The sequence below is a fragment of the Microbispora siamensis genome (assembly GCF_016863095.1).
GTDB lineage: Bacteria > Actinomycetota > Actinomycetes > Streptosporangiales > Streptosporangiaceae > Microbispora > Microbispora siamensis.
The window spans coordinates 1-25,831 of record NZ_BOOF01000072.1 but is presented as its reverse complement, the minus strand read 5'-3'; the positions used below and the strand labels follow the sequence as shown (position 1 = coordinate 25,831).

Annotated in this window: 24 protein-coding genes; 11 read left to right on the top strand and 13 right to left on the bottom strand. The window is 70.4% G+C overall.

Annotated elements, in window-relative coordinates; translation table 11 throughout:
• Positions 1-254: hypothetical protein (locus Msi02_RS40490; RefSeq protein WP_204053032.1), on the bottom strand; the 254-nt coding region annotated here is incomplete at its 3' end.
• A gap of 236 nt (positions 255-490) precedes the next feature.
• On the opposite strand from Msi02_RS40490, the gene Msi02_RS40485 reads away from it, so the two are divergent.
• Positions 491-1,207 (top strand): maleylpyruvate isomerase family mycothiol-dependent enzyme, encoded by a 717-nt coding sequence (locus Msi02_RS40485; protein WP_204053031.1) that lies wholly within the window; start codon positions 491-493, stop codon positions 1,205-1,207.
• Positions 1,208-1,773: 566 nt separating this feature from the next.
• Here Msi02_RS40485 and Msi02_RS40480 read toward each other — a convergent pair.
• From Msi02_RS40480 to Msi02_RS40440, 9 genes are all read right to left on the bottom strand, one after another.
• Positions 1,774-2,559: a CPBP family intramembrane glutamic endopeptidase gene (locus Msi02_RS40480; protein WP_204053030.1), complete on the bottom strand. Its 786-nt coding sequence runs from the start codon at positions 2,557-2,559 to the stop codon at positions 1,774-1,776.
• A gap of 39 nt (positions 2,560-2,598) precedes the next feature.
• Positions 2,599-3,654: a polysaccharide deacetylase family protein gene (locus Msi02_RS40475; RefSeq protein WP_204053029.1), complete on the bottom strand. Its 1,056-nt coding sequence runs from the start codon at positions 3,652-3,654 to the stop codon at positions 2,599-2,601.
• A 97-nt stretch (positions 3,655-3,751) separates the two neighbouring features.
• On the bottom strand, positions 3,752-4,870 hold the full coding sequence (gene manA, locus Msi02_RS40470; protein WP_204053028.1) for a mannose-6-phosphate isomerase, class I: 1,119 nt from the start codon (positions 4,868-4,870) through the stop codon (positions 3,752-3,754).
• A gap of 38 nt (positions 4,871-4,908) precedes the next feature.
• Positions 4,909-7,293 carry a glycoside hydrolase family 2 protein gene (locus Msi02_RS40465; RefSeq protein WP_204053027.1) on the bottom strand — a complete coding sequence of 795 codons (2,385 nt, stop codon included), beginning with the start codon at positions 7,291-7,293 and terminating at the stop codon, positions 4,909-4,911.
• The gene (locus tag Msi02_RS40460) at positions 7,290-8,207 is read right to left on the bottom strand and encodes an ABC transporter ATP-binding protein (RefSeq protein WP_079320374.1); all 918 of its coding nucleotides are present in this window, start codon (positions 8,205-8,207) and stop codon (positions 7,290-7,292) included. The genes Msi02_RS40465 and Msi02_RS40460 overlap by 4 nt, the downstream gene beginning before the upstream one ends.
• On the bottom strand, positions 8,208-9,152 hold the full coding sequence (locus Msi02_RS40455; protein WP_079320373.1) for an ABC transporter ATP-binding protein: 945 nt from the start codon (positions 9,150-9,152) through the stop codon (positions 8,208-8,210).
• A gap of 1 nt (position 9,153) precedes the next feature.
• Complete coding sequence (locus tag Msi02_RS40450; RefSeq protein WP_079320372.1) at positions 9,154-10,038, bottom strand: ABC transporter permease; 885 nt, start codon at positions 10,036-10,038, stop codon at positions 9,154-9,156.
• On the bottom strand, positions 10,035-11,027 hold the full coding sequence (locus Msi02_RS40445; protein WP_204053026.1) for an ABC transporter permease: 993 nt from the start codon (positions 11,025-11,027) through the stop codon (positions 10,035-10,037). Before Msi02_RS40445 ends, Msi02_RS40450 begins: the two co-directional genes overlap by 4 nt.
• A 71-nt stretch (positions 11,028-11,098) precedes the next feature.
• The gene (locus Msi02_RS40440; protein ID WP_204053025.1) at positions 11,099-12,871 is read right to left on the bottom strand and encodes an ABC transporter substrate-binding protein; all 1,773 of its coding nucleotides are present in this window, start codon (positions 12,869-12,871) and stop codon (positions 11,099-11,101) included.
• A gap of 200 nt (positions 12,872-13,071) precedes the next feature.
• On the opposite strand from Msi02_RS40440, the gene Msi02_RS40435 reads away from it, so the two are divergent.
• Together Msi02_RS40435 and Msi02_RS40430 are read left to right on the top strand one after the other, a co-directional pair.
• A complete protein-coding gene (locus Msi02_RS40435; protein ID WP_204053024.1) occupies positions 13,072-14,085 on the top strand; it encodes a LacI family DNA-binding transcriptional regulator in 1,014 nt (337 codons plus the stop codon).
• A 128-nt stretch (positions 14,086-14,213) separates the two neighbouring features.
• On the top strand, positions 14,214-15,629 hold the full coding sequence (locus Msi02_RS40430; RefSeq protein ID WP_204053023.1) for an LCP family protein: 1,416 nt from the start codon (positions 14,214-14,216) through the stop codon (positions 15,627-15,629).
• Between the two features lie 10 nt (positions 15,630-15,639).
• Here Msi02_RS40430 and Msi02_RS40425 read toward each other — a convergent pair whose 3' ends face one another.
• The gene (locus Msi02_RS40425; RefSeq protein ID WP_204053022.1) at positions 15,640-16,602 is read right to left on the bottom strand and encodes a hypothetical protein; all 963 of its coding nucleotides are present in this window, start codon (positions 16,600-16,602) and stop codon (positions 15,640-15,642) included.
• A 192-nt stretch (positions 16,603-16,794) separates the two neighbouring features.
• On the opposite strand from Msi02_RS40425, the gene Msi02_RS40420 reads away from it, so the two are divergent.
• From Msi02_RS40420 to Msi02_RS40385, 8 genes are all read left to right on the top strand, one after another.
• Complete coding sequence (locus tag Msi02_RS40420; protein WP_204053021.1) at positions 16,795-17,814, top strand: sulfate ABC transporter substrate-binding protein; 1,020 nt, start codon at positions 16,795-16,797, stop codon at positions 17,812-17,814.
• Between the two features lie 19 nt (positions 17,815-17,833).
• Positions 17,834-18,646, top strand: coding sequence for a sulfate ABC transporter permease subunit CysT (gene cysT, locus Msi02_RS40415; RefSeq protein ID WP_204053020.1), 813 nt, complete (start codon positions 17,834-17,836; stop codon positions 18,644-18,646).
• Positions 18,639-19,436, top strand: coding sequence for a sulfate ABC transporter permease (locus Msi02_RS40410; RefSeq protein ID WP_079320365.1), 798 nt, complete (start codon positions 18,639-18,641; stop codon positions 19,434-19,436). Before cysT ends, Msi02_RS40410 begins: the two co-directional genes overlap by 8 nt.
• The gene (locus Msi02_RS40405) at positions 19,426-20,388 is read left to right on the top strand and encodes a sulfate/molybdate ABC transporter ATP-binding protein (protein WP_204053019.1); all 963 of its coding nucleotides are present in this window, start codon (positions 19,426-19,428) and stop codon (positions 20,386-20,388) included. The genes Msi02_RS40410 and Msi02_RS40405 overlap by 11 nt, the downstream gene beginning before the upstream one ends.
• A 4-nt stretch (positions 20,389-20,392) precedes the next feature.
• Positions 20,393-20,785, top strand: coding sequence for an RrF2 family transcriptional regulator (locus Msi02_RS40400; RefSeq protein WP_079320363.1), 393 nt, complete (start codon positions 20,393-20,395; stop codon positions 20,783-20,785).
• Positions 20,786-20,848: 63 nt separating this feature from the next.
• Positions 20,849-22,330: a serine/threonine-protein kinase gene (locus tag Msi02_RS40395; protein ID WP_204053018.1), complete on the top strand. Its 1,482-nt coding sequence runs from the start codon at positions 20,849-20,851 to the stop codon at positions 22,328-22,330.
• 93 nt (positions 22,331-22,423) lie between these two features.
• Positions 22,424-23,374: an ATP-binding protein gene (locus Msi02_RS40390; RefSeq protein ID WP_204053017.1), complete on the top strand. Its 951-nt coding sequence runs from the start codon at positions 22,424-22,426 to the stop codon at positions 23,372-23,374.
• A 96-nt stretch (positions 23,375-23,470) separates the two neighbouring features.
• Complete coding sequence (locus Msi02_RS40385) at positions 23,471-23,857, top strand: SCO5389 family protein (protein ID WP_079320359.1); 387 nt, start codon at positions 23,471-23,473, stop codon at positions 23,855-23,857.
• Positions 23,858-23,888: 31 nt separating this feature from the next.
• On the opposite strand, the gene Msi02_RS40380 is transcribed toward Msi02_RS40385, so the two are convergent.
• Together Msi02_RS40380 and Msi02_RS40375 are read right to left on the bottom strand one after the other, a co-directional pair.
• A complete protein-coding gene (locus Msi02_RS40380) occupies positions 23,889-24,899 on the bottom strand; it encodes an LLM class flavin-dependent oxidoreductase (protein ID WP_204053016.1) in 1,011 nt (336 codons plus the stop codon).
• A 16-nt stretch (positions 24,900-24,915) separates the two neighbouring features.
• Entirely contained in the window at positions 24,916-25,674 is a 759-nt protein-coding gene (locus tag Msi02_RS40375) for a glucose 1-dehydrogenase (RefSeq protein ID WP_204053015.1), read from the bottom strand.
• Between the last annotated feature and the right edge of the window lie 157 nt (positions 25,675-25,831).

Sequence of the window (25,831 nt, the reverse complement as noted above, 5' to 3'; positions counted from 1 at the left end):
AGCGTGAGGTCACGCATCAGGAACTGGTGCTGACGCTGCTGCTCCCGCAGCCGCTGGTTGTGCCGGTGCGCGTTCTTCTGGCGGTTGCGCTGGCCCCGGGCGTGCGGGTGGCCGAACCGGACGAGGCCGTGCTGCGCGGACATCGTGGCGGCCCCCGCCGGAGCCGCGACGAGAGGAGCACTCGCGATCACGGCGCCGCCGGCGAGGACGGCGCCGATCGCGAGGATCCCGGCGACGCTCGTGCTTTTTGCCATTTCGTTTTCCCCCTAGAAAAACCACAGGAACAGCCACCGTGCTTACCGATCTCGGAGTTTCCGCGCAGATCACCGGACAAACGAGCTAAGACCCGGTCTTTCCCTTCCCCTACGCATTGTTGAGGCCGCCGCAGGTTTAAATGTCCGCCTTATCAGAGAAATGTCCTGACACCGCCCGATGTCGCCGCCGTACCGTCGCGAAGTGAGGGCGAGGCGGGTCAGGGTACGGCTCAGGCATGACCTCAGCACGGGACGAACTGGCGGGGCTCGACCCCTTCGACATCTTCGACACCGAGGCGGCGCGGCTGGACCGCTTCTTCTCCTCCCTCGACGAGGACGGCTGGAACCGCCCCTCCCGGTGCGACGGCTGGACGATGCGCGACGTGCTCGCACACCTGGCCGGCGAGGAGTTGTACAACCACGCGTGCCTGGACGACGACATCGACGGGTTCTACGAGCTGCTCGAACACGAGGGCGTGCGCGGCGGCTTCGACGGCTTCAACGAGTGGTGCGTGCGCAAGCGGCACGGCCTGCCGGTGGAGCAGGTGCTCGACGAGTGGCGGACCAAGAACAGGGAGACCCGGAGGCGGATGCGCGCCCTCGGCCGCGACGGCACGCTTCACACGTCGGCCGGCCCCTACCCGGCCGGTCTCCAGACCTTCCACTACGACTCGGAGTACGCCACGCACGCCGACGACGTGGGGGCTCCGGTGACGGCGGACGAGGCCGGCGACCGCCTCGGCTGGCGGGTCCGGGTCGGCGAGTTCGTGCTGGAGGAGCAGGGGTCCAAGGCGCGGATCGAACACGCCTGCGGCCGGTTGCAGGTGCGGGTGGACGACGGCCTGACCGCCGATCTCTCCCCCGAGGAGTTCGTCGAGGCGACGGTCGGCCGTCTGCCCGCCGGGCATCCCCTCGACGCCCGCGTCCGGGGCGCGCTGCGCTGCCTCGCCTGAGTCCCCCGCTGAGTTTCCAGCAAAAGAGACACGCCGGGCGCCCCAGCGGGCGCCCGGCGTGCGGGACATAACGGATCGGAGCGTGCCCTCGGCACCGGTGGTAATAAGACGCTCGCCCGGCGCCCCGGCGGGACCTGCGCCCACGACCCGGTACGCCCGGGAGCGCGCCGTACGGGCAGGGCCGCGCGCACGGTCACGGCACTCGTGTTGTCAGCACCGGCGGTGACGGGCACGGCCGAGTTCCGGCTCGCGGCCCTGTCTCCTACGCCGCCTCCCACGCGGCACCGGTAGGGCAGGCTGACCGGACGCCCGCGGCCGGGCGGCCGGGTGCGACCGCCGGGCCGGCGGTCGGCGGCGGCGCGACGGCGCGCCGGATATGGAATGCGTGTCGATAAACGCCTCATGGAATTCCCCGAATGAAAAATTCGGCCAGGACAGGCCGGGTTTGCCCGGGGGGATCCAGACGTGCGGCGGCCCGTCAACGATGCACCGGGATCGGGCCCAAATCAATCAGGCGCGCCGGAGAGAACGCATTCCGCCCGATTAGACAGGAGATCAGGGCAGCATCAGGGCAGCCAGGAGACGCGGCCGCGCAGCACGCCGTACCCGACGAAGGCGACCACGTCGATCAGCGTGTGCGCGACGATCAGCGGCATGGTCCGTCCCCAGCGCTGGTAGAGCCGGCCGAAGACCAAGCCCATCGCGATGTTGCCGAGGAAGCCGCCGAAGCCCTGGTAGAGGTGGTAGGAGCCGCGCAGGACGGCCGACACCCCCACCGCGCGCCACGGCGACCAGCCGCGCTGCCGCAGCCGGTGCAGCAGATAACCGGCGACCAGCACCTCCTCCAGCACGCCGTTCTGGGCGGCCTCGGCGACCAGGACCGGGATTCGCCACCAGAAGTCCGGCAGGCTGTCGGGCACGACGTTCAGGTTGAACCCGGCCCGGAAGGCGAACAGGTAGAACACCAGTCCGCTGCCGCCGATCACCGCCGCGAGCACGGCGCCGCGCAGCGTGTCGCGCCCCGGTTCCCGCCAGTCGGCCCCGATCGTACGCATGGACTCGCCCGATCGGGCCAGCAGGTAGGCGACGAGCCCCACCGGCGCCACGTTCACCGCGATCCCCGCCAGGTGCAGCGAGAGATCCAGCCACGGGCGCCCGGGGGCCAGCGAGCCGACGAGCACCGCGTGCTGGTCGCCCAGGTCCTTCGGCGCGGTCAGAGCGCCGATGAGGCGGATGAGCGACAGCAGGGCGCTGGCGCCGAGCGAGACCGCGAAGACCGCGATGATCTCCGGGCCGATCAGCCTCGGTGTGAGACCCCGCAGGGCTGTGGCGTCGGCGGTGGCGTCGTCCATGCTGGCAGGGTAGCCGCCCCCGCACGGTCATCCGTCCCGTCAGTACGGCAGCGCACGGGACGTGAACGACGGTGCGACGAAGGCCGCCTTGAACTTCGGGAAGGCGACCGTGTTGGGGTTGCCGTCCGAGGTGTAGCGGTCCGTCGGGTTGGCCTTGAGCCAGTCGAGCCACGCCATCGAGCAGAACTTCTTGCAGTCGCCGACCTTCTCCTTCGACCTGATCCGCGGGATGCCGACGGGGTCGAAGTCCTTGGTGTACGGCGACGGCGCCGGCGTGTAGCCCGCGAGGAACACGCCCTTGTAGTCGTAGCGGGTGCCACCGGACGCCCCCTGCAGCGCCCACTTCTTCTCGTGCGGCTGGTTGCCGTACGGCAGGGCGAGCGTGACCGGCGGCGTCTTGATCAGCGAGGTGATCAGCGTCTGCCCGGCCGCGATCTGGTTCTCCACCTGCTCCTTCGGCTTGCCGAGCAGGTTGAGGTGGTCGCGGGTGTGGTTGCCGATGTCGAAGTTGTGGTCCTTGAGCCACTGCAGGACCTGGATCTGCTCCTCCTGGCGGGCCTTGCCGAACAGGTCCTTGATCACGTACATGGTCGCCACCGGCCGGAAGCCCGGGTGCTTCTTCGCGACGTCCATCAGGATGCCGATCGCGCAGTCCGGCGCCGGATTGCCCATGCCGTCGAGTGTGAGCTGGGAGGGCGAGGAGTCGTCGAAGGTCAGCACCACCGGGTGCTTGCCCGCCGGAATGTCGATCTTTCCGGTGACGTACTCGGCCGCGGTGACCGGCACGTAGTCCTCCGCCGCGAGCCGCTCCAGCTCGTCGCGGAAGTCCTTCGGGCTGCGATCGTCGCCCGGCGGCGGATTCTTGACGATCCGGTGATACATGATCACCGGCACCTGCCCCAGCTCGTTGGCCTTCACCTGGGCGGCGGCGGCCGTCTCGGACTTGCGCAGCGCCGCCCCGGCCGCCGCGTTGTGCTGCTGGTGACCGGCCGGGCTCGCGTGCGTGATGTGCTTGCCCCCACCGGCGGCGCAGGCGGAGAGCGCGACCGCGCCCAACGACGCCGCGGCGATGCCGGCAACCCTGAAGCGCCCCATGGATCCCCCTCATCGGGCCGCGCTTGACGATGAGGGGCTCCTACCCGCGGGGCAGGGTCACATCACGGGGAGTAGGACAAACTTCACGCTAAGTGAGTCACAGGTGAGGCTCGGCGCAGAAGGCGACGCCGTCCCCGCCGATCTCGACGGAGCCCTCCGAGGCGGCGGCGAACACCGACTCACCGGGCCGCAGCTTGACCTCGGAACCGGCCGTGTCCACGTTCACGACACCCTCGGTGCACAGCACGATCCTCGGCAGACCTCCCGGGAGCGTTTCGCCCGCGCCGGGCGCGATCCTGCGGAGCAGGAACTCCGGGACCGGCGGCACGTACGCGCCGCCGACCGGCTCCACCGTCAGGGGCTGCGCCGCGGCGTCGGTGATCCGCAGCAGTTCCTCCACGTCGACGTGCTTGCCGGTCAGGCCCGCCCGCAGCACGTTGTCGGAGCAGGCCATGATCTCCACGGCGAAGCCGTCGAGGTAGCAGTGCAGCACTCCGGCCCCGAGGAACAGCGCCTCGCCGGGGGCGAGCGTGTGGCGGCGCATCAGCAGCGGCGCCAGCACGGCCGGGTCCTCCGGGTAGCGCCTGGCCAGCCGCACCACGAGCGCGTAGTCGGGCGTGTGGCAGGCGGAGGCCGCCCACACCATCGACTCGACCAGCTCACGCCGGGACGTGCCCCCGGAATGGGGCCACTCCAGCAGCACCCGCAGCGCGCCGAGCACGTCGCCGTCGCGCAGCGCCTCGACCACCGGCCGCAGCGCGTTCACGTGCAGCCGCTCGACCAGCATCGCCGCCTGCTCGGGCGGCCGGAACCCGGCCAGCCCGGTGAACGGCGTGAGCGCGCAGACCAGCTCCGGCTTGTGCCAGGGGTCGGTGTAGTTCGCGTCCCCCCGGGCGTGGCCGTCGGCGGCCTGCGCGGCGTCGGGATGGACCTGCAGCGACAGCGGCGCGTCGACCGCGATCAGCTTCATCAGGTACGGCAGCCGCTCCCCGAACCGGCCGGCGACCGCCTCACCGAGGGTCCCCACAGGATCGGCCGCGACCGCGTCGGCGAGCGTGGTCTCGGCCCCGTCCCTGGTCAGCCGGGAGGACGCGGCCGGGTGAGCGCCCAGCCACATCTCGGCCTCCGGCCCGGAGGCGGGCCGCCCGGTCAGCTCGGCAATGGCCGTCCGGGAGCCCCAGGGGTAGTCCTTGATGACATTGGTGAGCAGGTCCACAGGCGTCCTTCGGGCGGTCAGGCGGGGGCGATCCGAGACTAACGGGGTTCGTTGACGCATCGGAGCACCGGGTGACGGACGAGCGCGCCGGGATCCACCTCACCCCCCGTGACGTGGAAGACCGCGGTCTCCCCCGGCAGCAGCGTGACGAGCTGGTCGTCCACGGTCGCGCGGGGGTCGAGCCGATCGGGGAAGATCGCCAGCTCGCGCACGATCGTCCGCGCGGTCACCCGCACCCGCAGCCCGCCCTCGATCTCCTCGACCACCGTGTCCAGCTCCGCCGGCGGGTAGTCCATGGCCGGGTCCTCGCGCGGGAACCGCAGCGCGCGTGCGTCGCCGAGGGTGGCCACCAGCACCTCGCCCGCCGGGTTCCCGGCCCGCGCCACTCCCTCGGGCAGCTCCACGGACGCCGTGCCGCGCGCCGGGACCGACACGTCGAAGCGCTCCTTGGCCAGGATCTCCCCCGACAGGCTGAGCCGGTCGACGGCGAGCTCGCCCGACCACGGCTCGTCGGTGTCGTTCACGACCGCCAGCGCGTCGCCCTGGAAGGTCAGCAACCGGTCGGCGTACGCCCGGCGCAGCGCGTACCACAGCGGCTTGCGCCGCCCGCCGCCGTCCACCGCGGCCCAGGAGGTGACCGGCCAGCAGTCGTTGAGCTGCCACACGATCGTGCCCATGCAGTAGGGCGCGAGCGCCCGGAACCGCTCGATCCCGAAGGCCATCGCCCTGGCCTGGTTGACCTGGGTGTAGTAGTGCCAGTCGTCGAACCCGTCCGGCCGGGGCAGATGCTCGCCGAGTCCGCGCAGCAGCTTGAGGTTGCCGTCGATCGCCTTCTGGTGGTGGGTCACCCCCGGGGAGACCGGCGTCAGCGGGTCGTCGGAGACCGCGGCGCGCAGCGTCGCATACGTCGGCGGGCCCTGGAAGCCGAACTCGGCCACGAACCTCGGCGTGTAGGTCGCGTAGTGGGTGTAGTCCTGGTGGTTCCAGACCGTCCAGATGTGGATCGTGCCCTTGGCCGGGTCGTTCGGCGGCAGGTCGGGAGCGCCGGAGTAGGGGCTGCCCGGCCAGTACGGCCGGGTCGGGTCGAGTTCGGCGACGACCCGGGGCAGTAGGTCGTAGTAGAAGCCGCCGCCCCAGCTGCGGCCCTCCAGCGTGTCCTGCCAGCCCCAGTCGGCGTGGCCCTCGATGTTCTCGTTGTTGCCGCACCACAGCACGAGGCTGGCGTGGCGGGCCAGGCGGGCGACGTGCTCGCGGGCCTCGGCCTCGACCTCCGCGGTGAACCGGCCCTCCTCCGGGTAGGCCGCGCAGGCGAACGGGAAGTCCTGCCAGACGAGCAGGCCCATCTCGTCGGCGAGGTCGTAGAAGTCCTCGCTCTCGTACCTGCCGCCGCCCCACACCCGCAGGCAGTTGGCGCCCGTGGCGGCCGCCTGGGCGAACCGCTCGGCCAGCCGCTCCCGGGTGATGCGGCTGGGGAAGCAGTCGTCGGGGATCCAGTTGAAGCCCTTGACGAAGACCGGCCTGCCGTTGATGACGAACGTGAAGGCGTCGTCGGTGCGGTCCAGCTCGACCGAGCGGAAGCCGATCCGGCCGGTCCACTCCTGATCTTCGAGCCGGACCGTCAGGTCGTACAGCGGCTGCTCGCCGTACCCGCGCGGCCACCACAGCTCGGCGTCCGGCACGGTCAGCGTGACGACGGCCCGGCGCTGCCCGGCGGCGACGGTCACCGTCTCGGTCACGCCCCCCACCGAGGCCGTGAGCGTGAGCGGCCGCTCGGTGGCCCGCTCGACCGCCACGTGCACCTCGACGGTGCCGTCCGCCGAGGCGAAGGGCCGCACCTCGGCGATCCTGGCGGTGCTCCAGGTCTCGATGCCGATCGGCCGCCAGATCCCGGCGGTGACCACCGTCGGCCCCCAGTCCCAGCCGAAGTTGCAGGCCATCTTCCTGATGAACTGGTAGGGCTCGGCGTACGCGCCGGGGCGGTCGCCGAGGGCCGCCTTCTGCGCCTCCGCGTACCCGTACGGCGGGTCGAACAGGATCTTGAGCGTGTTCTCGCCCGCCTGCAGCAGGTGCCGCACCGGGAAGCGGTACGACCGGTGCATGTTGGCCGTCGTGCCGATCTCGACGCCGTTGAGCACGAGCGTGGCGGCCGTGTCCAGTCCCTCACAGACGAGGTCCGCCCGGTCGTCGTCGGTCCCGTCCCAGGTGAAGACGGTCTCGTACGACCACGCCGTACGCCCGATCCAGGTCAGCCGGTCCTCGTTGTCGTCCAGGTACGGGTCCTCGATCAGCCCGGCGGCGAGGAGGTCGGTGTGGACGCAACCGGGAACGGCCGCGGGCAGGCCCGCGACCACCGGCCGGAGCCGCCCGGTCGACGACACGGCGGTGACGGTCCACCCGTCGTGCAGGGGACGGTACGAGCTCACGCGTTCTCCTTAATCTTCGATGCCCCGCAACCGGCGCACGCCACGAAGTGGTCGCCTTCCACCTCGGCCAGCCCGGGGCGGGTCCGGCTCTCCTGCGGCGCCTCGTGGAAGGCGCAGGGCACGTCCTCGGGCACGGCGTCCGTCCACTTGGCGTGCAGCCGGGGGACCGAGGCAAGCAGCGAGCGCGTGTAGGGATGCGCCGGATTGCCGAAGACGAGGTCCGTCCGGCCCATTTCCACGATCTTCCCGTGGCGCAGCACCACGGTCCTGTCGCTGACGTAGTTGCCGAGCGACAGGTCGTGCGTGACGAACAGGATGCCGAGGCCGCGCGCCCGCAGGTCGGCGAGCAGGTTGAGCACGTCGATGCGGGTGGACGCGTCGAGCATGCTGATGATCTCGTCGGCGACCAGCAGCCGGATGTCGAGGAGCACGGCCCTGGCGATCAGCATGCGCTGGAGCTGGCCGCCGCTGAGCTGGTGGGGATACTTGCCGAGGACGTTGCCGGGGTCGAGCCGCACGCTCTCCAGCGCGCCCTCCACGCGCTTTCGCCACTCGTCCGCGCCGGCCTGGGGGAAGTACTGCTCCTTGATCATCGCGAACACGCGGTCGGCCCGGAAGACGGGGTTGTAGCAGCTGAAGGGGTCCTGGAAGACGCCCTGCACCTGCCGGTAGTACTCCTTGCGGTCCTTGATCGAGGTGATGTCCCTGCCGTCCAGGGTGATCCGGCCGCCGCTGATCGAGGCGAGCCGCAGGATCATCCGGCCGAGCGTGCTCTTGCCGCTGCCGCTCTCACCGATGAGCGAGACCACCTCCCCCTCGCCGACCTCGAAGCTGACGTCGGAGACGGCCTTCAGCTCGCGCCCGCCGAACGCGCCGACGCGGTAGACCTTGGAGACGCTATCGAGTTTCAGCATTCACTCGGCCTTCCAGCAGGCGACGAAGTGGCCGGGGGCCACCTCGGCGAACGGCGGCTGCTCGGCGCACTGGTCGAACGCGAGCGGGCAGCGGTCCCTGAACCGGCATCCCCCGGGCGGCTTGAGCAGGGACGGCGGGTTGCCAGGGATCCCCGTCAACCGGCGGTCCTCGTAGCGCACCCCCACCTCGGGCAGCGCGGAGATGAGCTGCTTGGTGTACGGATGCCTCGGGGCGGTGACGAGCACCTCGGCCGGGGCCTTCTCGGCCAGCCGCCCGGCGTACATCACCATGATCGTGTCGGCGATCTGGTACACAAGCGAGATGTCGTGGGTGACCACCATCATGCTCGTGACCAGGCCGCGGTCGCGGAACCCGAGCAGCGTCGTGGCCACGGCCTTCTGGCTCGACACGTCGAGCGCGGACGTGACCTCGTCGGCGATCAGCAGCGAGGGGTTCAGCAGCGTGGAGATGACCATGACCACCCGCTGCTTCATGCCGCCGGACAGCTCGATCGGGTAGCGGTCGAGCACGTCCTTCGACAGGCCCACCAGCTCGAGCCGCCGCTCCAGCTCGGCCCTCTCCAGCCGCTCGCCGCGCGAGTCCAGCAGCTCGCCGACCATCTTGCCGATCTTCCTGGTCGGGTTGAGCGCGCTCATGGAGTACTGCGGGATGAGCGACACCTCGCGGAAGCGGAACCGGTCCATCCCGGTGTCGTCCGCCAGGGGCATCGTCTTCCCGTCCAGCTCCACCGTGCCGCCGACGTGCCGCATGCGGCCGTCCAGCCGGATCAGGCTCTTGGCGAGCGTGGACTTGCCCGAGCCGGACTCCCCGGCCAGGCCCATGATCTCGCCGTCCGCGACGGAGAACGTGACGCCGTCGAGCGCCTTCACCTCGCCGCGCAGCGTGCGGTAGTAGACCCGGAGGTCGGTGACATTCAGCGCCACGTCACATCTCCCTCAGCTTCGGGTTGAACACCTCGTCCAGCCCGACGTTCATGACGTAGAGCGCGCCGACGATCGCCGTGATGCCGGCGCCCGGCGGGATGAACCACCACCACAGGCCGAGCTGGAGCGCGCTCCACCGCGCGGCGTTGTTGAGCATCAGGCCGAGGGAGACCCCCTCGGTGGGTCCGAGGCCGATGAAGTCGAGCGAGGCGGCGATCAGGATCGCGCTGCCGAACAGCAGGATGAACGTCAGGAACAGGTACGAGCTCATGTTCGGCGCGATCTCCCGAAGAATGATCTTCGGGGTGCGTACGCCGCTCAGCCGGGCGAGGTCGACGAAATCGCGCGAGCGCAGCGAGAACGTCTGCGCCCTGATCGCCCGCGCGGCCCACGGCCACGAGGTCAGCCCGATGAACAGCGCCTGCACGCCGATGCTCCGCACGCCCAGGTAGGCGTTGATGATCAACAGCACCACCAGCGCGGGCAGCACGAGCACGATGTTGGTGAGCATGTTGAGCAGTTCGTCGACCCACCCGCCGCGGTAGCCCGCGACGAACCCCACGACCATGCCGACGATCGCCGCCAGCACGCCGCCGAGCACGCCCACGAGGAACGTCGAGCGCAGGCCGTACACGAACTGGGCGAAGACGTCCTGGCCGAACGTCGTGGTGCCGAACCAGAACTCCCCGGACGGCGGCGCCATCGGCGGCCCGACGTAGTCGTTCGGCCCGTGGTCGAACAGCAGCGGCCCGGCCAGGCCGGCCACGAGGAACACGGCGACGATGACCGTGCCGACGACCAGCTTGCGGTTGCGCAGCGCGAAGTGCAGCGCCTCGCGCCGCGCGGTGGGCGGCTGTGGCTGCGGCTGGGGCAGGACCTCGCTCACGCCGCTCCTCCCATCCCGGTCCTGGTGCGCGGGTCCACCAGGACGTACGCGATGTCGATGACGAAGTTGGCGATCAGCACGCCGATGACGATGAACAGGAAGGTGCCCTGCAGCAGGAAGAAGTCCTGGTTCTGGATGGCCTGGAGGATCAGGTGCCCCAGCCCGGGATAGCTGAAGACGATTTCGGTGACCAGCGCGCCGGCCACGAGCACGCCGAGTTGCAGGGCCAGGCCGGTCACCTGCGGCAGGATCGCGTTCCTGAAGGCGTAACGCCGCACCAGCCGCATCGGCGCGCCGAGCGCCCGCAGGTAGTTGACGTAGTCCGCCTCCAGCTCGTAGATGATCATGTTGCGCATGCCGATGGCCCAGCCGCCGAACGCGACCAGGAACAGCGAGGCGAACGGCAGGAACCAGTGCTGGGCGAGGCTGCCGAGGAAATCCCACGACAGGGACGGCTGCAGGTCGAAGCCGTAGGCCCCGGCGACCGGGAAGACGCCCGCGACGATGCCGAGCGCCCAGGCCAGCAGGATCGCCAGCCACATGTACGGCGTGGCGGTCAGCACGTAGCCGACGGGGAGCACGCTGTTGTCGAGCCACTTGCGCCGCGCGGCGAAGGCGCCGAACCGGTTGCCGGCGAACCAGCTCAGCAGGATGGACGGGATCAGCAGGCCCAGCGTGTACGGAACCGCCCGGATGATCACGTCGGACACCGGCGTCGGGAACAGCCAGATGCTGATGCCGAGGTCGCCCTTCAGCAGCGAGCCCCAGAAGTTGAGGTACTGCTGCCACAGCGGCAAATCGAAGCCGAACATCGCGGTGTAGTGCGCCCGCATGGCCTCGACGGCCGCCGGCTGCGCGACGTTGGCCCGCGAGAGCATGCTCTGCACGGGGTCGCCCGGCATGAACCGCGGGATCATCCAGTTGATGGTCACGGCCGCGAAGAACGTCAGGCCGTAGATGAGAAGCTTTCTGCCGAAATAGCGGCGCAAGATCGACCTCCCGGTCGCGGAACGGCGCCCCCCTCCCGTACGCAGGACGGCGGAAGGGGGGCGCGAGAAGATCAGCCTCCGGAGGCCGGCTGGAGTTCGGTGAGCATGAGCGTGCCGCCCATCTCCAGCCAGTTGCGCCACACCGTGGGCGGGTACTTCGGCGTGTTCGGCGCACTGCTGGGCCAGTTCTTCCAGACCGAGTTGGTGGTCTGGGACCACAGGCCGTTGTACCAGAGCGGGATGACCGGCATGTCCTCGAGCTGGATCTTCTGCAGCTGCGAGGTGATCTTCTTCATGCCCTCGACGTCCTCGGGCTTGACCTGGTCGAGCTGCTGCGTGAGCTCCCACGCCCGCTTGTTCTCGTACCGGCCGAAGTTCGTCGTGGTCTGCAGCTTCTGCACTGGCAGGCGGAACAGGTAGTCGTAGTACAGCCAGGGGGTGTTCGCGAGCTGCTTGTCGTTGTTGATGACCATGTCGTACTTGCCGGAGTTGCGGACGTCGACAAGCGCGTTGTAGTCGGGGAAGTCGGCCTGGATGTCGATGCCGACGGCCTTGGCGCTGGAGCTGATGACCCGGGCCGCCTCCATCCAGTCGGTCCAGCCGGCGGGCACGATCAGCTTGAGCGAGATCTTGCCGCCGCTCGGCGACTCGACCAGTCCGTCGCCGTTGCGGTCCTTGTAGCCGGCGTCGGCGAGCAGCTGCTTGGCCTTGTCCGGGTTGTAGGAGAAGCCGAGCGTGGAGGTGACGTTCTTGTCGACGTACTTGTCCCACTGCGGCAGCAGGCCGGTCGGGTCGGACGCCTTGACCAGGTTGCCGTAGACACCCTCGACGATCTTCTTGGTGTCGATGGAGTAGGCGACCGCCTTGCGGAACTCCTTGTCGTCCATCGGCTTCTTCGTCGTGTTGAGCCACAGCCACGCCGTGTTCGCCGACAGCATGTACGGCGGCTGGTCGTAGTAGGTCTCGATGCCGAAGCTGCCCTTGACCAGGTTGGCGATGCCCGGCAGGAAGTTGGTGCTGAGGTCGAGGCCCTTCTGCAGCAGCAGGCCCATCGCGACCTCGTTGCTGGAGTTGACGATGTCGACGATGTACTTGGGCTTCACGTCCTTGCCGAGGGCCTTGGTGGCCCACCAGCCGTCGCGCTTGACCCAGACCATGCGGTCCTGGTCGTGCGACTGGTAGGCGTACGGGCCGGTGCCGACGGGCTTCTCGTTGACCCCGTTCATCACCTCGTCCTCGGACCGCCCCTCCCACAGGTGCTTGGGGACGATGGCCCGGCTGTAGAGGTGGTTGGCCCACTCCTGGTGGTTGGCCGTGGTGAAGGTGAACTTGACCGTGTAGTCGTCGACCTTCTCCGCGCTCTTCATCCAGTCCCAGAGCGGGTGGTAGGGGACGGTCTCCATCTTGCCGAGCTCGAACGTGAAGATCACGTCGTCGGCGGTGAACGGCTTGCCGTCCGACCAGGTGATGCCCTTGCGCAGCTTGAGCGTGTACTCCAGGTCACCGGTCCAGTCGCCGCTCTCGGCCAGCCACGGCGAGAACTTGTCGGTGTTCGGGTCGTACATGAACAGCGTCTCGTAGACGAGGCCCTTGGTGCCGGTGGCGAAGTCCCACTCGCGCAGCGGGTTCCAGTTCGCGGGTGGTCCCCACTGGGTGCCGCTGGTGTAGAGGGTCTCGTTGCGGGGGAAGGCCCCGCCGCTGCCGCCCGCAGGCGCGGCCGCACCGCCTCCCGCCGCGCCGCCCGCCGGACCGGTCGGCGTGGACGAACCCCCGCCTCCCGAACAGGCCGCGCTTAACAGGCCGGCCGCCAGCACCGGTATAAGAAACCGCGTTCGGTTTCGCATGGTGACTCTCCTCCCCCCACGCGACACCGCGCGGGGTCCGCACTCCTGCCAGGCCCCGATGATGCTCGGCTCGCTACTGCTGAACCGGATAAGTACCGAGACCGTAAAATCGGGATGTCGCCGGTGTCAATAGGGGAAGATGTAGGCAAAGTAACGGTAGTAGGGTGAGGGTCACTGGACCGGTTCAGCCGAGGGGACACGTGAGAAGACCGACCATCGCGGACATCGCACGCCAGGCGGGGGTCTCCAAGGGCGCGGTCTCGTACGCCCTGAACGGCCAGCCGGGCGTGTCAGAAGCCACCAGGGCCCGCATCCTGGCCATCGCGAACGAGATCGGCTGGCGCCCGAACATCGCCGCCAGGGCGCTCAACGGCGCCCGCGCGCACGCCGTGGGCCTCGCCCTGTGCCGGCCCGCCCGGTTCCTGGGCGTCGAGCCGTTCTTCATGGAGCTGATCAGCGGCATCGAGGCGGAGCTGTCCGCCCGCTCGTACGCGCTGCTGCTCCAGGTGGTCGGCGACCACGAGGCCGAGATGGGCGTCTACCGCCGCTGGTGGGGGGAGGGCCGGGTGGACGGCGCGATCCTCGTCGACCTCCACCTCGACGACCCCCGCGTGCCGCAGGTGGAGGAGCTGGGCATGCCCGTCGTCGTCCTCGGGCACCCCTCGGCCGCCGGATCGCTCGTGCCGGTCTGGGCCGACGACAGCGCGGCCGTACGCGAGACGGTGGAGTATCTCGTCGCGCTCGGGCACCGGCGGATCGCCCGCGTCGCCGGGCTGCCCCAGCTGTCGCACACGGCGATCCGCGACCGCGCGTTCGGCGACGTCTGCGCGGGTCTCGGGCTGGACGCCTGCCCGATCGTGCACACCGACTACACCGGCGAGGAGGGCGCGCGGGCCACGCGGCGGCTGCTCAGCTCGCCCGAGCGGCCCACGGCGATCGTCTTCGACAACGACATCATGGCCGTGGCCGGCCTGTCGGTCGCCCAGGAGATGCGGCTCGACGTGCCGGCCGACCTGTCCGTCGTCGCCTGGGACGACTCCCCGCTCTGCCAGGTCGTCCGCCCGCCGCTGACCGTGCTCACCCGCGACATCCCCGCCTACGGCGCGCACGCGGCGCAGCGGCTGCTCGCGCTGATCGACGGCGTGGAGGCCAGGCCGCTGGAGGACGAGGCCCCGCGCCTGACCACCCGTGGCAGCACGGCGCCGCCCGCGTAGATCTTGCAGGACGGTTACAGCGTTTGAAAGGTGACGTTCAGGAGAGATCGCTACACTTGGCCCCGTTTGCCGCTACTGGCTTTTCGACCTGGTGAGAAACGCCTGGTCCGACCCTCAGGAGCACGACAGTGGGTCACGTCGACGTCCGTCCCGCGCCCCCGGCGGAGGACCTCCCGGCGCCGCCGCCCCGGACGCCGCCCAAGTGGCGGGCATGGCTGTGGGTCACGCTGTCGGGAGCGCTGGGCGTGCTCACGGGTGCCGCCACGTTCGCCGTCGGCGGCTACGTCAAGCTGACCGGCAACGTCAAGCACGAGGCGGTGACCCAGAAGGATCTCGGGGGCGAGGCGCGCCCACAGAAGATCAGCAAGGCGCTCAACGTGCTGATCGTGGGCTCGGACCAGCGCAACGGCGCCAACGCCAAGTACGGCAAGTTCCCCGGCGAGCGCACCGACACGATCATCGTGGCGCACATCTCCCCGAACCGGGACGGCGCGGTGCTGATCAGCTTCCCGCGCGACTCACTCGTCGCCCTCCCCGCCTGCCCGGCCAAGGGCAACCTGCCGGGCCAGCGGCCGCACGTCGGGATGATCAACGAGTCGTTCAACTCCGGCGGCATCGGCTGCACCTGGAAGACGATCGAGGGACTCACCGACATCCACATCGACCACTTCGTGAAGGTCGACTTCACCGGCTTCAAGGCGATGGTGAACGCGCTGGGCGGTGTGCAGGTCTGCCTGCCGCAGGCCGTCCACGACAAGAAGGCGCTGCTCGACCTGCCCGCGGGCAAGCAGACCCTCAAGGGCGAGCAGGCGCTCGGATACGTCCGCGCCCGCTACTCGCTCGGCGACGGCTCCGACATCGGCCGGATCCAGCGCCAGCAGATGTTCCTCGCCTCGATGGCCAAGAAGGCCATGAGCGGCGAGACGCTGACCAACCCCGCGACGCTGTTCGGGTTCCTCGACGCGGTGACCAAGTCGATCACCACCGACCCCGACCTCACGATCGGCGTGATGAAGGAGCTCGCGACGAGCGCGCAGGGCCTGACCGCCGGGCAGATCCGCTTCGTCACCACCCCCTGGCGCTACTCGGTCACCAACCCCGGCCGGGTCGAGTGGGTGCAGCCGCAGGCCCGGCGGCTGTTCAGGATGGTCGCCGCCGACCAGATCGCCAAGAACGTCAAGAGCGGCGAGCAGAAGATCCCCAAGTCGCAGATCCACATCCTGGTCCGCAACGGCAGCGGGCAGCAGGGGCTCGGCACCCAGGTGGCCGCCGAACTGGAGCAGCGCGGCTACCACATCGTCAAGGTCGAGCAGGCGCCCAAGCCGTACGCCAAGACCGTCGTGGCGTACTCGGAGAACGGCGAGAGCCGGGCGTCCCGGCTGTTCCGCGAGCTCAAGAAGTCGCGCCCCCGCCTGGTGCGCACGGCCACCACGCAGACCCTCGTGCTGGGGATCGGGGCCGACTGGCAGGGGATGAAGCCCCCCAAGACGCTCGACGACGTGGAGGGCTTCGACGCCACTCAGGACAGCTGCACGGCTTCCTGAGCCCTGAGCACTAGAAGAGCCAGCCGAACAGGCCGCCGCCGTGGTGCGGCGCCTCCTGGGTGGGGGCGGGCGCCGCGGTCGTAGCCGGGGCCGACTGCTCCTCGGACGCCGTGTCGGTTCCCGAGGTCGTTCCGCCGGCCTGCTCGTCGGCGTGCTCGTCGGCGGACGACTGCTCCTTCGAGTCGATCGACACTCGCGACGGGTGCGGGGAGGCGGGCGTCCGGGAGCCGGGGTCCTGCGCGCGAGACCGGGGCGTGTGTGTGGGCGCGGACGACGCGGCCGGCGCCGAGGTCCCGGACGTGCCGGGCCGGGTCCGTGTGGGCTCGGCCCTCGGGGCGTCGGTGGGAGTGTCACCCGGCGCGTCGCTCGGCGCGGCCTCGGTGGGCGCGGCGTCGGTGGGGGCGGCGTCGCTGGGGGCCGGGGAGACCGGCGCCGTCGCGGCCGTCCCGGCGGCGCAGCCTGCCCCGCCATCGCACTCCGCTCCGGAGGGCTGCCCGACCCACAGCGCCAGCGCCCAGATCGCGCCCAGGACACCGACGGCGATCAGACCGGTCCGCAGCAGCATCCCGCCGCGCCGCGGACCCTCGTCCTCGTCCTCCTCTGGATCGGGGGCGCTGCGCCAGCCAGAGCCGAGGAAACCGCGCGGATCGGTGTCGCCGTCGCCCGCCAGGTACTCGTCGCCCGCCGGGTCCTCGTCCCTCGCCAGATCTTCCGAGCGGTGCCGGACGGTGCGTCCGGCGGCGTAGTCATCCTGGTCGGCGTGGTCGGCGGGGGTCTGCGCGGGCTGGTCCGGCCGCCAGCCCTCCGACAGCACGTCGCCCTCGTCGTCAGGCCTCTCGCCGAGAGCCCGGTCGTCCTGCTCTTCGGACCAGAACCGGTCTCCCTCCCCGCCGTACTGGCCTTCGCCGACGATGTACGGCCGGATGAACGAATCGTCCTGCTCGTAGGCGTCCTCGGTGACCGGGTCGCGCATGAAGGTCCTTCCTCAGTGAGCTTTTGGGTCGTGTCCCAATAGCGAACGTTCCTAGCACCGATCGACACGTCCTGTCTGGAAATTTCACAACAATCGCAAAAACCCATCGGGGTTGACGGGATTCCTGGAACGGTCTTTAATATCGACTAAACCGACTGACTTGGTAGGAATCTCTCGGAATAGAGGACAGGCATGAGAGTGCGCAGGCTCGGGGCCATCGCAGCCGCCGTCATGGCGACGACCACCCTGGTCACCGCCTGCGGGGGAGACGACAACGCCGGCGGGGGCAACGGCGGCGGAGGCAAGGTCCAGTTGGCGCTGGTCGCCTACTCCACCCCACAGGCGGCGTTCGAGGACATCATCAAGGCGTTCCAGAAGACGCCCGAGGGCAAGAACATCACCTTCACCCAGTCGTTCGGCGCGTCCGGCGACCAGAGCCGCGCCGTGGCGAACGGGCTCAAGGCGGACATCGTCGAGTTCTCCCTGGAGACCGACATCACCCGGCTCGTGAAGGCCGGCATCGTCGCGCCGGACTGGAACTCCGGTCCGACCAAGGGGATCCTCACCAAGTCCGTCGTCGTCATCGGCACCCGCAAGGGCAACCCGAAGGGCATCAAGACCTGGGACGACCTCGTCAAGCCCGGAGTCGAGGTCATCACGCCGAACCCCTTCACCTCCGGCGGCGCCCGCTGGAACCTGCTCGCGGGCTACGGCGCCAAGTCGAACAAGGGCGCCGACCAGGCCGCGGGGCTCGCCTACCTGGACGCGCTGCTCAAGAACGTTCCCGTCCAGGACGACAGCGGCCGCAAGTCGCTGCAGACCTTCACCGGCGGCAAGGGCGACGCGATCCTCACGTACGAGAACGAGGCGATCTTCGCGCAGCAGAACAACCAGGAGATCGACTACACGGTCCCGGACTCGACGCTCCTCATCGAGAACCCGGTGGCCGTGACGAAGAACAGCGCCCACCCCAAGGAGGCCGCGGCCTTCCTGAAGTACCTCTACTCCGTCGAGGCTCAGACGATCTTCGCCAAGAACGGCTACCGCCCATCCATCGACGGCGTGACCGGCTTCAACTGGCCCACCCCGCCGCAGCTGTTCACGATCCAGGATCTCGGCGGCTGGGACAAGATCACGACCGACTTCTTCGACTCGAAGACCGGCAAGGTCGCGGAGATCGAACGCAAGCTCGGCGTGGCTACCGAGAAGTGACGAGGGAAGTGACGCGGAAGTGACCGCGATCACCGTACGCCCCTCCTCGCGCGTGGCCGGCGGCACCGCCGCCGGCCTCGGCACCGCGGTGCTGTACCTGAGCCTGATCGTGCTGATCCCGCTGGCCGCCGTCGTCTGGCGCTCGGCCGACGAGGGGCCCGGGTACTTCTGGCGCTCGGTCACCACCCCCGACGCCTGGGCGGCGCTCACCCTGACCGTCGGCGCCTCGGCGCTCGTCGCCCTGGTCAACCTGGTCGTGGGCACGGTCATCGCCTGGGTGCTGGTCCGCGACCGCTTCCCCGGCCGGGGCGTGCTCGACACGATCATCGACCTGCCGTTCGCGCTGCCGACCATCGTCGCCGGTCTCGTCCTGCTCGCGTTGTACGGCCCGCAGTCCCCGCTCGGGGTCAACCTGGCCTACAGCAGGGCCGGAGTCGTGCTGGCGCTGCTGTTCGTCACGCTGCCGTTCGTCGTCCGTACGGTGCAGCCGGTTCTGCTGGAACTCGACACGGAGATGGAGCAGGCGGCGGCCTCCCTCGGCGCGAGCCCGTTCCAGACCTTCCGCCGGGTCATCCTGCCGAACCTGATCCCCGCGATGCTGTCCGGCACCGCCCTCGCCTTCACCCGGGCGATCGCCGAGTTCGGCTCGACCGTGCTCATCTCGGGCAACCTGCCGTTCAAGACGCAGGTCGCTGCGGTGAACATCTTCAGCCAGATCGAGGGAGACAACACCACCGGCGCGGCCGCGATCTCGACGGTCCTGCTCGTGGTGGCCCTGGTCGCGCTGATCACGCTCGACGTCCTGCAGCGCTGGGGGAGCCGCCGTGGCTAAGCACGTCCTGCGCGTGGTCGCCGTCGTCTACGTCCTGTTCCTGCTGGTGCTGCCCGTGGGGCTGATCATCTGGCGGACCTTCGGAGACGGGCTCGGGCCGTTCACCGAGGCCCTGACCTCCCCGTCGGCCCTGCACGCCTTCAAGGTCACGCTGACGGTCGCCGGCTGGGCGGTCCTCGCCAACACGGTCTTCGGGGTCGGCGCCGCGCTCCTGCTCGTCCGCCACGAGTTCCCCGGCAAACGGCTGCTGGGGGCGTTCATCGACCTGCCGATGGCCGTCTCGCCGGTCGTCGTCGGGCTCGCGCTCATCCTCGTGTACGGCCGGTTCTCCCCCTTCGGCGGCCTGCTGGAGAGCTGGGGAATCCAGGTGATCTTCTCCACCCCCGGCATGGTGCTGGCCACGGTGTTCGTGTCGCTGCCGCTCGTCGTGCGAGCCGTCGTACCGGTCCTGGAGGAGCTCGGCGACGAGCAGGAGCAGGCCGCGCACACGCTGGGGGCGAGCCGGCTCCAGACGTTCGTCCGCATCACGCTCCCCGGCATCCGCTGGGCCCTCGGCTACGGCGTCGTGCTCTGCCTGGCCCGTTCGCTCGGCGAGTACGGCGCGGTGGCGGTGGTCTCCGGCCGCCTCGTGGACCAGACCCAGACGCTGACGCTGTTCGTCGAGGAGCGGTTCCAGAACTTCGACCAGCCGGCCGCGTTCGCCGCCGCCACGGCCCTCGCCCTGATCGCCGTGGTCACCCTGCTGCTCACCAAGCTCCTGCGCCCGAAGGATCGCATCGATGGCAATTGAGGTACGCGACGTGAACAAGTCGTTCGGGACGACCCCCGTCCTGCGCGACGTGTCGCTGGACGTCGCCGCGGGGTCGCTCACCGCCCTGCTCGGCCCGAGCGGCGGGGGGAAGTCGACGTTGCTGCGGGTGATCGCCGGCCTGGAGCGGCCCGACACCGGCACGGTCCGGATCTCCGGCGTCGACGCCACCCGGCTGTCCCCGCAGCGGCGCAACGTCGGCTTCGTGTTCCAGCACTACGCCGCCTTCAAGCACCTCTCGGTCTTCCGCAACGTGGCCTTCGGGCTGGAGATCCGCAAGCGGCCCAAGGACGAGATCCGCAAACGGGTCATGGAACTGCTGGAGCTGGTCCACCTGGAGAAGCTGGCCGACCGCTACCCGTCCCAGCTGTCGGGCGGCCAGCGCCAGCGCATGGCCCTGGCCCGGGCCCTCGCGGTGGAGCCCCAGGTGCTGTTGCTCGACGAGCCGTTCGGCGCCCTCGACGCGCAGGTGCGCAAGGAACTGCGGACGTGGCTGCGCCGGCTGCACGACGAGGTCCACGTCACCACCGTGTTCGTCACCCACGACCAGGAGGAGGCGATCGAGGTCGCCGACACGATCGTGGTGCTGGCCGGGGGCGAGGTCGTGCAGGCCGGCAGCCCCGGCGAGGTGTACGACAACCCGGCCAACCCGTTCGTGATGCGCTTCCTGGGCCCGGTCACCGAGATCGGCGGCAGCCTGGTCCGCCCGCACGACGTCGAGATCAGCCCGGACCCCGTCGAGGGCGGCGCGCCCGCCGTGATCTCCCGCGTCGTACGGCTCGGTTTCGAGGTGCGCGTGGAGGTGGAGATCGGCGGGCACGAGGCGTGGGTCCAGGTGACGCGGGAGCAGGCCGACCGGCTCGGTCTCGGGCCGGGCGACACCGTACACGTCAGGCCCGCACCGGGCGCCCGATCTCTGGCACTTGCAGTGTAAGAAGATGCGGCTTTCCGTACGGACCCAGTACGCCCTGCGCGCCGCCGCCGAACTCGCCGCGGCGGCGCCGGGGCCGGTCCCGGCCGAGCGGATCGCGGCCGCCCAGCGCATTCCCCGGCGGTTCCTCGACAACATCCTGCTGCAGATGCGGCGGGCCGGCCTCATCCACAGCCAGCGCGGACCCGAGGGCGGCTACTGGCTCGCGCGGCCGGCCGAGCAGATCACACTCGCCGACGTGGTCCTCATCATGGAGGGGGCGCCCCAGGACAGCGAGGGTTTCCACGGGGTTGCCGAGCCCCTCGGCGACGTCTGGACGGCGCTGCGCGACCACGAGCAGGCGACGCTCACCGAGGTCACGCTCGCCCACATCGCGACCGGTTCACTTCCGCCCCTCTGATCCCGGTACTTGTGCAAGACTCCACATTCAGGTGGAACGTGCCGTGGCGTAGAGGCAGGCGGGATGGGTACTGCTGGGCAGCTCATCGTCAGGCGATACCGGCTGGTCCGCGCCCTCGGCCACGGCCGCACCGGACTGGTGTGGGAGGGCCGCGACACGCTGCTCGACCGGCCCGTCGCGATCCGCGAGGTCCTGCTGCCCCCGGACCTGGGCGAGACCGCGCGGCTGCGGCTCGTCCAGCGCGTCTCCCGTGAGGCCCGCCAGGCCGAGCGGCTGCGCCACCCCCACATCGCCGCCGTCTACGACGTCGCCGAGGAGGGCGACACCCCGTACGTCGTGACGGAACTGGTCCCCTCGCGCTCGCTCGACGGGGTGGTCTCCGGCGACGGGCCGCTGCCCCCGGCCGAGGCCGCGCGGATCGCCCGCACGGTGCTGTCCGCGCTCACGCACGCCCACGCCGCCGGCGTACGGCACGGCGACGTCCGGCCCGCCAACGTGCTCCTCGCGCACGACGGGCGGGTGCTGCTCGCCGACTTCGGCATGTCGATGCTGGCCACCGATCCGGCGTTCGCCCGCGATCCTGTACCGGGCGGCCCCTCCGCCGGCCGTGGCACCGAGACGTACCTCGCCCCGGAACGGGCCGCCGGCGGGCCGCGCACGGTCGCCGCCGACCTCTGGTCGCTGGGCGCCACCCTCCACCTGGCCGTCACCGGCAGGCCGCCCACGGGCCAGGGGCCGCCGGAGGAGGTTCCCGGGGAACTGCGTGGGGTGCTCACCGGGCTGCTGGCCCGGGAGCCCAGGCGGCGGATCGACGCGGAGACCGCCGACCGCCTGCTCGCCGAGATCGAGCCGCCCGCCCCGCCTCAGCCCGTACGCCGGGGCCCCGGCCGTACTCGTCTCTTCATCGGGGTGGCGGCGGCCGTGCTAATCGCTTGTGCTGTCGGGGGTTGGGCGGTGCTGCGGCCCGGCGGCGAGAGCCGGGCCGGCGCCCGGGCGGTCGTCTCCGTCACGCCATCGGCCCCGGTCTCCCCGTCGGCCGTTGTGTCGCCCCCCACGGGGCGGTTGAAGCTGAAGTGGCATACGTCCGACGCCGGCTGGCGGGCAGGTGTGCCCCGCGGCTGGACCCGCGAGGAGAGGCCCTACTCGACCTCGTGGCGCTCGCGGGACGGCGGGGCGGCGTTCACGATCGAGGTGACCGCGCAGCGCGGCACCGATCCCCTGGCGGCGCTCGGCGAGGCGGAGGAGATTCTCCGTCCGTCCGCCACGACCTATCGCAAGCTCCGGCTCAGGGCCGTGACCGGCGAGCACGGTCCTTCCGCCGACTGGGAGTTCACCTGGACCCCGCGCAAGGCGTCGGCGCGGGACCACCTGGCCAAGGGAGTGGAGTATCACCAGTACCGCCGGGTGATCTCCACGGGCACGACGACGAGCGTGCTCACCTGGACCACCCCCGCCGCCGACTGGGACGCCCTGCGGCCCACGCTCGTCAGGGTGCTCGCGCTCTTCCAGCCGCCCTCGCTCGTTCCGACACCTTCCGCGGCCTGAAATCCACCCGCGCTCTCCTCGTGTGTGCCATGATGGCGCACGACTGAAAGTGACAACGGTTTTCATTTCGTCGTTCTGGTTTGGGGGGCCTTCATGCGCGTGGCGTTCGTCGGCAAGGGCGGAAGCGGCAAGACCACGCTGTCGTCGCTGTTCGCGAGGTACGCGACACGGAGGGGGCCGGTCGTCGCCATCGACGCCGACATCAACCAGCACCTCGGCCTGGCACTGGGCCTGACAGCGGATGCGGACGCGGCCGAGCACCCCCCACCGCTGGGCGCGATGCTGACCGAGATCAAGGACTATCTGCGCGGCGACAATCCGCGGATCCGCGACGCGGCGTCCATGGTCAAGACGACCCCGCCCGGGCGCGGCTCACGGCTGATCCGGCTGGACGACCCGTTCTTCCCGTCGTGCTCCGTCGAGGGCGTCTCGCTCATGGTCACCGGCCCGTTCGAGGAGGACGACCTCGGCGTCGCCTGCTACCACTCCAAGCTCGGCGCGGTGGAGCTCTATCTCAACCATCTGGTCGACGGCCCCGGCGAGTACGTCGTGGTGGACATGACCGCAGGGGCGGACTCCTTCGCCTCCGGGTTGTTCACCCGCTTCGACCTCACCTTCCTGGTCGCCGAGCCGACCCGTCAGGGCGTGAGCGTCTACCGGCAGTACCGCGACCACGCCGCCGGGTTCGACGTCGAGATCGCCGTCGTGGGCAACAAGGTCCACTCGCCGGAGGACGTCGACTTCCTCCGCGAGCACGTCGGCGACGACCTGCTGACCTGGTTCGGCCACTCCCCCGCCATCCGCGGCATGGAGCAGGGCCGGCCGTTCACGCTCGACGACCTGGAGCCCGCCGGCCACCTCGCCCTCGCCACCATGCTCGACCGGCTCGACGCGCAGCCCAAGGACTGGCCGAAGTTCGGCAGGCAGGCGGCCGAGTTCCACATCAGGAACGCCCGCGCGTGGGCCGACCGGGCGACGGGACAGGACCTGACCGCGCAGATCGACCCCGGCTTCGTGTACGGCCCGGCCGTCGCCGCCCAATGAACGTGTCGCCTCCGCGCCACATGGATACCCGCCGCGTTCGATCTACCGTCAACTGCGTCCCCGCTCTCTGAGCAGACGCCGAGAGGAGAACAGCTCATGTCGCTGTCCGTGTCCAACGACCTGCTCGACCAGGCCCGCGCCGGCGAGGTGGACGACGCGGCCTTCGTCGCCTGTGTCCGCGACTCGCTTCCGTACGCCTGGGCGACGATCACCGCGTTGGTCGAGCGGCGGGACCGGTCCGGCGCCGACTTCGCCGACAACCAGGTCCCGCCGCCGGACGAGGCCGCCCGGGGTCAGTTGCTGCGCTGCCTGGCCAGCGACGCGATGCGCGGCGCCCTCGAAAGGCACTTCGGCGTACGGCTGGCCTTCCAGAACTGCCACCGCGTCGCGGTGTTCCGCCCGGAGGCCACCGAGGCCTACCGGGAGTTCGTCACGCCCCGGGCACAGATCCTGAACCAGAGCCCGGAACTGGTCGACTGCTGACCTGACGTTCGGCTGGGGGCGGCGTTCCGGTTCACGCCGCCCCCGGCCCTCGCCGTCTCACGGCCGGGAGCACCTCCGCGCCGAGGCGGGCGATGTTCTCCAGCGTCCGCCCGCGGTCTCCGGCGCCCTCGACCATCAGGATGAGGTGCCGCAGCCCGGTTCGCGCCGCCGTGGTGACGATCTTCTCCACGCAGTGCTCCGCGGATCCCACCGGGTGGATCCGGCACAGCAGGTCCACGTACTCCGGAATGTTCCGCCGGGGCGGCGGCCGGCCGTCCACCGGGACGTACCCCGCCAGTCCCGGCCCGAGCCAGCGCGGCAGCGACTCCCGCATCTCCCGTACGGCCTGCTCGGTGGTGTCCGCCACGTGACCGAGCGCGGCGCCGATGTGCGCCGCCGGGCCTGTCGCGTACGTCTCATAGGCGGCGATCATCTCCGCCTTCTCGTCGTCGCCGATGTGCATGCCGAGGAGCATGGGCAGCGCCCGTTCGGCGGCGAGCCGGACCGTGCCGGCCGACGTGCAGGCGACGACCGGCGACATCCGGGCCTGCGGGACCATCGTGACCTCCCGGAAGCGGAAGAACTCGCCGTCCGCCGCCACCGAGCCGCCGTCCGTCTCACCGGCCAGTGCCGCGCACAGCAGGTCGAGCGATTCGGGGAAACCCCGCTCGAACCTCGCCGTCCCGGTGCCGAAGACCTCCAGCTCCAGCCACGGGCCCCCACGCCCCACGCCGAGCCGGAACCTGCCGTCCGACACGTGGTGGAGGATCGCCGCCTGCTCCGCCAGCGCGACGGGATGCTGGGCGGACAGCACGCTGACCGCCGTCCCCACCGTGATCCGCGAGGTCCGGCCCAGCGCCACGGCCGCCAGCGTCACCGCCGACGGGCAGACGCCGTACGACATGAAGTGGTGCTCGGCGATCCAGGCGTCGTCGAACCCGGCCCGCTCGGCGGCCTCGATCGCCTCCACCGTGCCGCGCAGCACGTCCCCGGGCGCCATGCCCGGGAAGCCCGCCGCGACGAGGAAGACCCCGATCCTCATGCTCGCGGCCGCGCCCCTACCGAGGGCCGCCGTTGACGTAGAGCGTCTGGCCGGTGACGTACGACGCGTCGTCGGAGGCGAAGAACGCCACCACCGACGCGATCTCGGTCGGCTGGCCGACCCGTCGCAACGGCACGGCCTGCGCCATGGCGGCCTGATGCTCCTCCGGGGTCACCCCCAGCCGCACGGCCGTCGCCTCGGTCATCGGCGTCGCGACGTACCCGGGCGCGACCGCGTTCACCCGGATGCCGTACGGGCCCAACTCGATCGCCATGGTCGCGGTGAGCCCCTGGATGCCCGCCTTGGCCGCCGAGTAGTTGGCCTGTCCCCGATTTCCCAGCGCCGACCGGCTCGACAGGTTGACGATCGCTCCCGACCGCTGCTCCACCATGTGCTTCTGCACGGCCCGGCTCATGAGGAAGACGCTCTTGAGGTTCACGTCGACGACCTTGTCCCAGTCTTCCTCCGACATACGGAACAGCAGGTTGTCCCGGGTCAGCCCGGCGTTGTTCACGAGCACGTCGATCCGCCCGAACTCGGCCATCACTTCCGACACCAGCGCTTCGACCTGAGCGCCGTCCGAGACATCACACCCGAACGCGACCGCCCTGCCCCCGGTGACGGTGATCTCGTCCACGATCGAGGCGCATCCGTCCGGGGTGAGGTCCACGCAGGCCACCGCCGCGCCCTCCGCGGCCAGCCGGCGTGCGATCGCCGCACCGATCCCCCGCGCCGCGCCGGTGACCACCGCGAACTTCCCGATGAACCGTGACATCCGCCAGCCTCCTCACCCGATTCGATCACAGCAACGTACTCCGAGTCATCCTGCACTCCGGTCGTGCGGCGCGTGAGCACCTGCCCGCCTAGATCCTTAGTCGCCGGGCTCTGATGGGGTTGTGGTAGGTGAAGGCCCAGCGGTCGGTGCCTTCTTT

Excerpts from the sequence above, each read along its gene's own strand:
- Msi02_RS40485 (WP_204053031.1), top strand. The coding sequence starts at position 491 with ATGACCTCAGCACGGGACGAACTGGCGGGGCTCGACCCCTTCGACATC.
- Msi02_RS40480 (WP_204053030.1), bottom strand. The coding sequence starts at position 2,559 with ATGGACGACGCCACCGCCGACGCCACAGCCCTGCGGGGTCTCACACCG.
- Msi02_RS40475 (WP_204053029.1), bottom strand. The coding sequence starts at position 3,654 with ATGGGGCGCTTCAGGGTTGCCGGCATCGCCGCGGCGTCGTTGGGCGCG.
- Msi02_RS40460 (WP_079320374.1), bottom strand. The coding sequence starts at position 8,207 with ATGCTGAAACTCGATAGCGTCTCCAAGGTCTACCGCGTCGGCGCGTTC.
- Msi02_RS40440 (WP_204053025.1), bottom strand. The coding sequence starts at position 12,871 with ATGCGAAACCGAACGCGGTTTCTTATACCGGTGCTGGCGGCCGGCCTG.
- Msi02_RS40425 (WP_204053022.1), bottom strand. The coding sequence starts at position 16,602 with ATGCGCGACCCGGTCACCGAGGACGCCTACGAGCAGGACGATTCGTTC.
- Msi02_RS40420 (WP_204053021.1), top strand. The coding sequence starts at position 16,795 with ATGAGAGTGCGCAGGCTCGGGGCCATCGCAGCCGCCGTCATGGCGACG.
- Msi02_RS40405 (WP_204053019.1), top strand. The coding sequence starts at position 19,426 with ATGGCAATTGAGGTACGCGACGTGAACAAGTCGTTCGGGACGACCCCC.
- Msi02_RS40400 (WP_079320363.1), top strand. The coding sequence starts at position 20,393 with ATGCGGCTTTCCGTACGGACCCAGTACGCCCTGCGCGCCGCCGCCGAA.
- Msi02_RS40395 (WP_204053018.1), top strand. The coding sequence starts at position 20,849 with ATGGGTACTGCTGGGCAGCTCATCGTCAGGCGATACCGGCTGGTCCGC.
- Msi02_RS40390 (WP_204053017.1), top strand. The coding sequence starts at position 22,424 with ATGCGCGTGGCGTTCGTCGGCAAGGGCGGAAGCGGCAAGACCACGCTG.
- Msi02_RS40385 (WP_079320359.1), top strand. The coding sequence starts at position 23,471 with ATGTCGCTGTCCGTGTCCAACGACCTGCTCGACCAGGCCCGCGCCGGC.
- Msi02_RS40380 (WP_204053016.1), bottom strand. The coding sequence starts at position 24,899 with ATGAGGATCGGGGTCTTCCTCGTCGCGGCGGGCTTCCCGGGCATGGCG.
- Msi02_RS40375 (WP_204053015.1), bottom strand. The coding sequence starts at position 25,674 with ATGTCACGGTTCATCGGGAAGTTCGCGGTGGTCACCGGCGCGGCGCGG.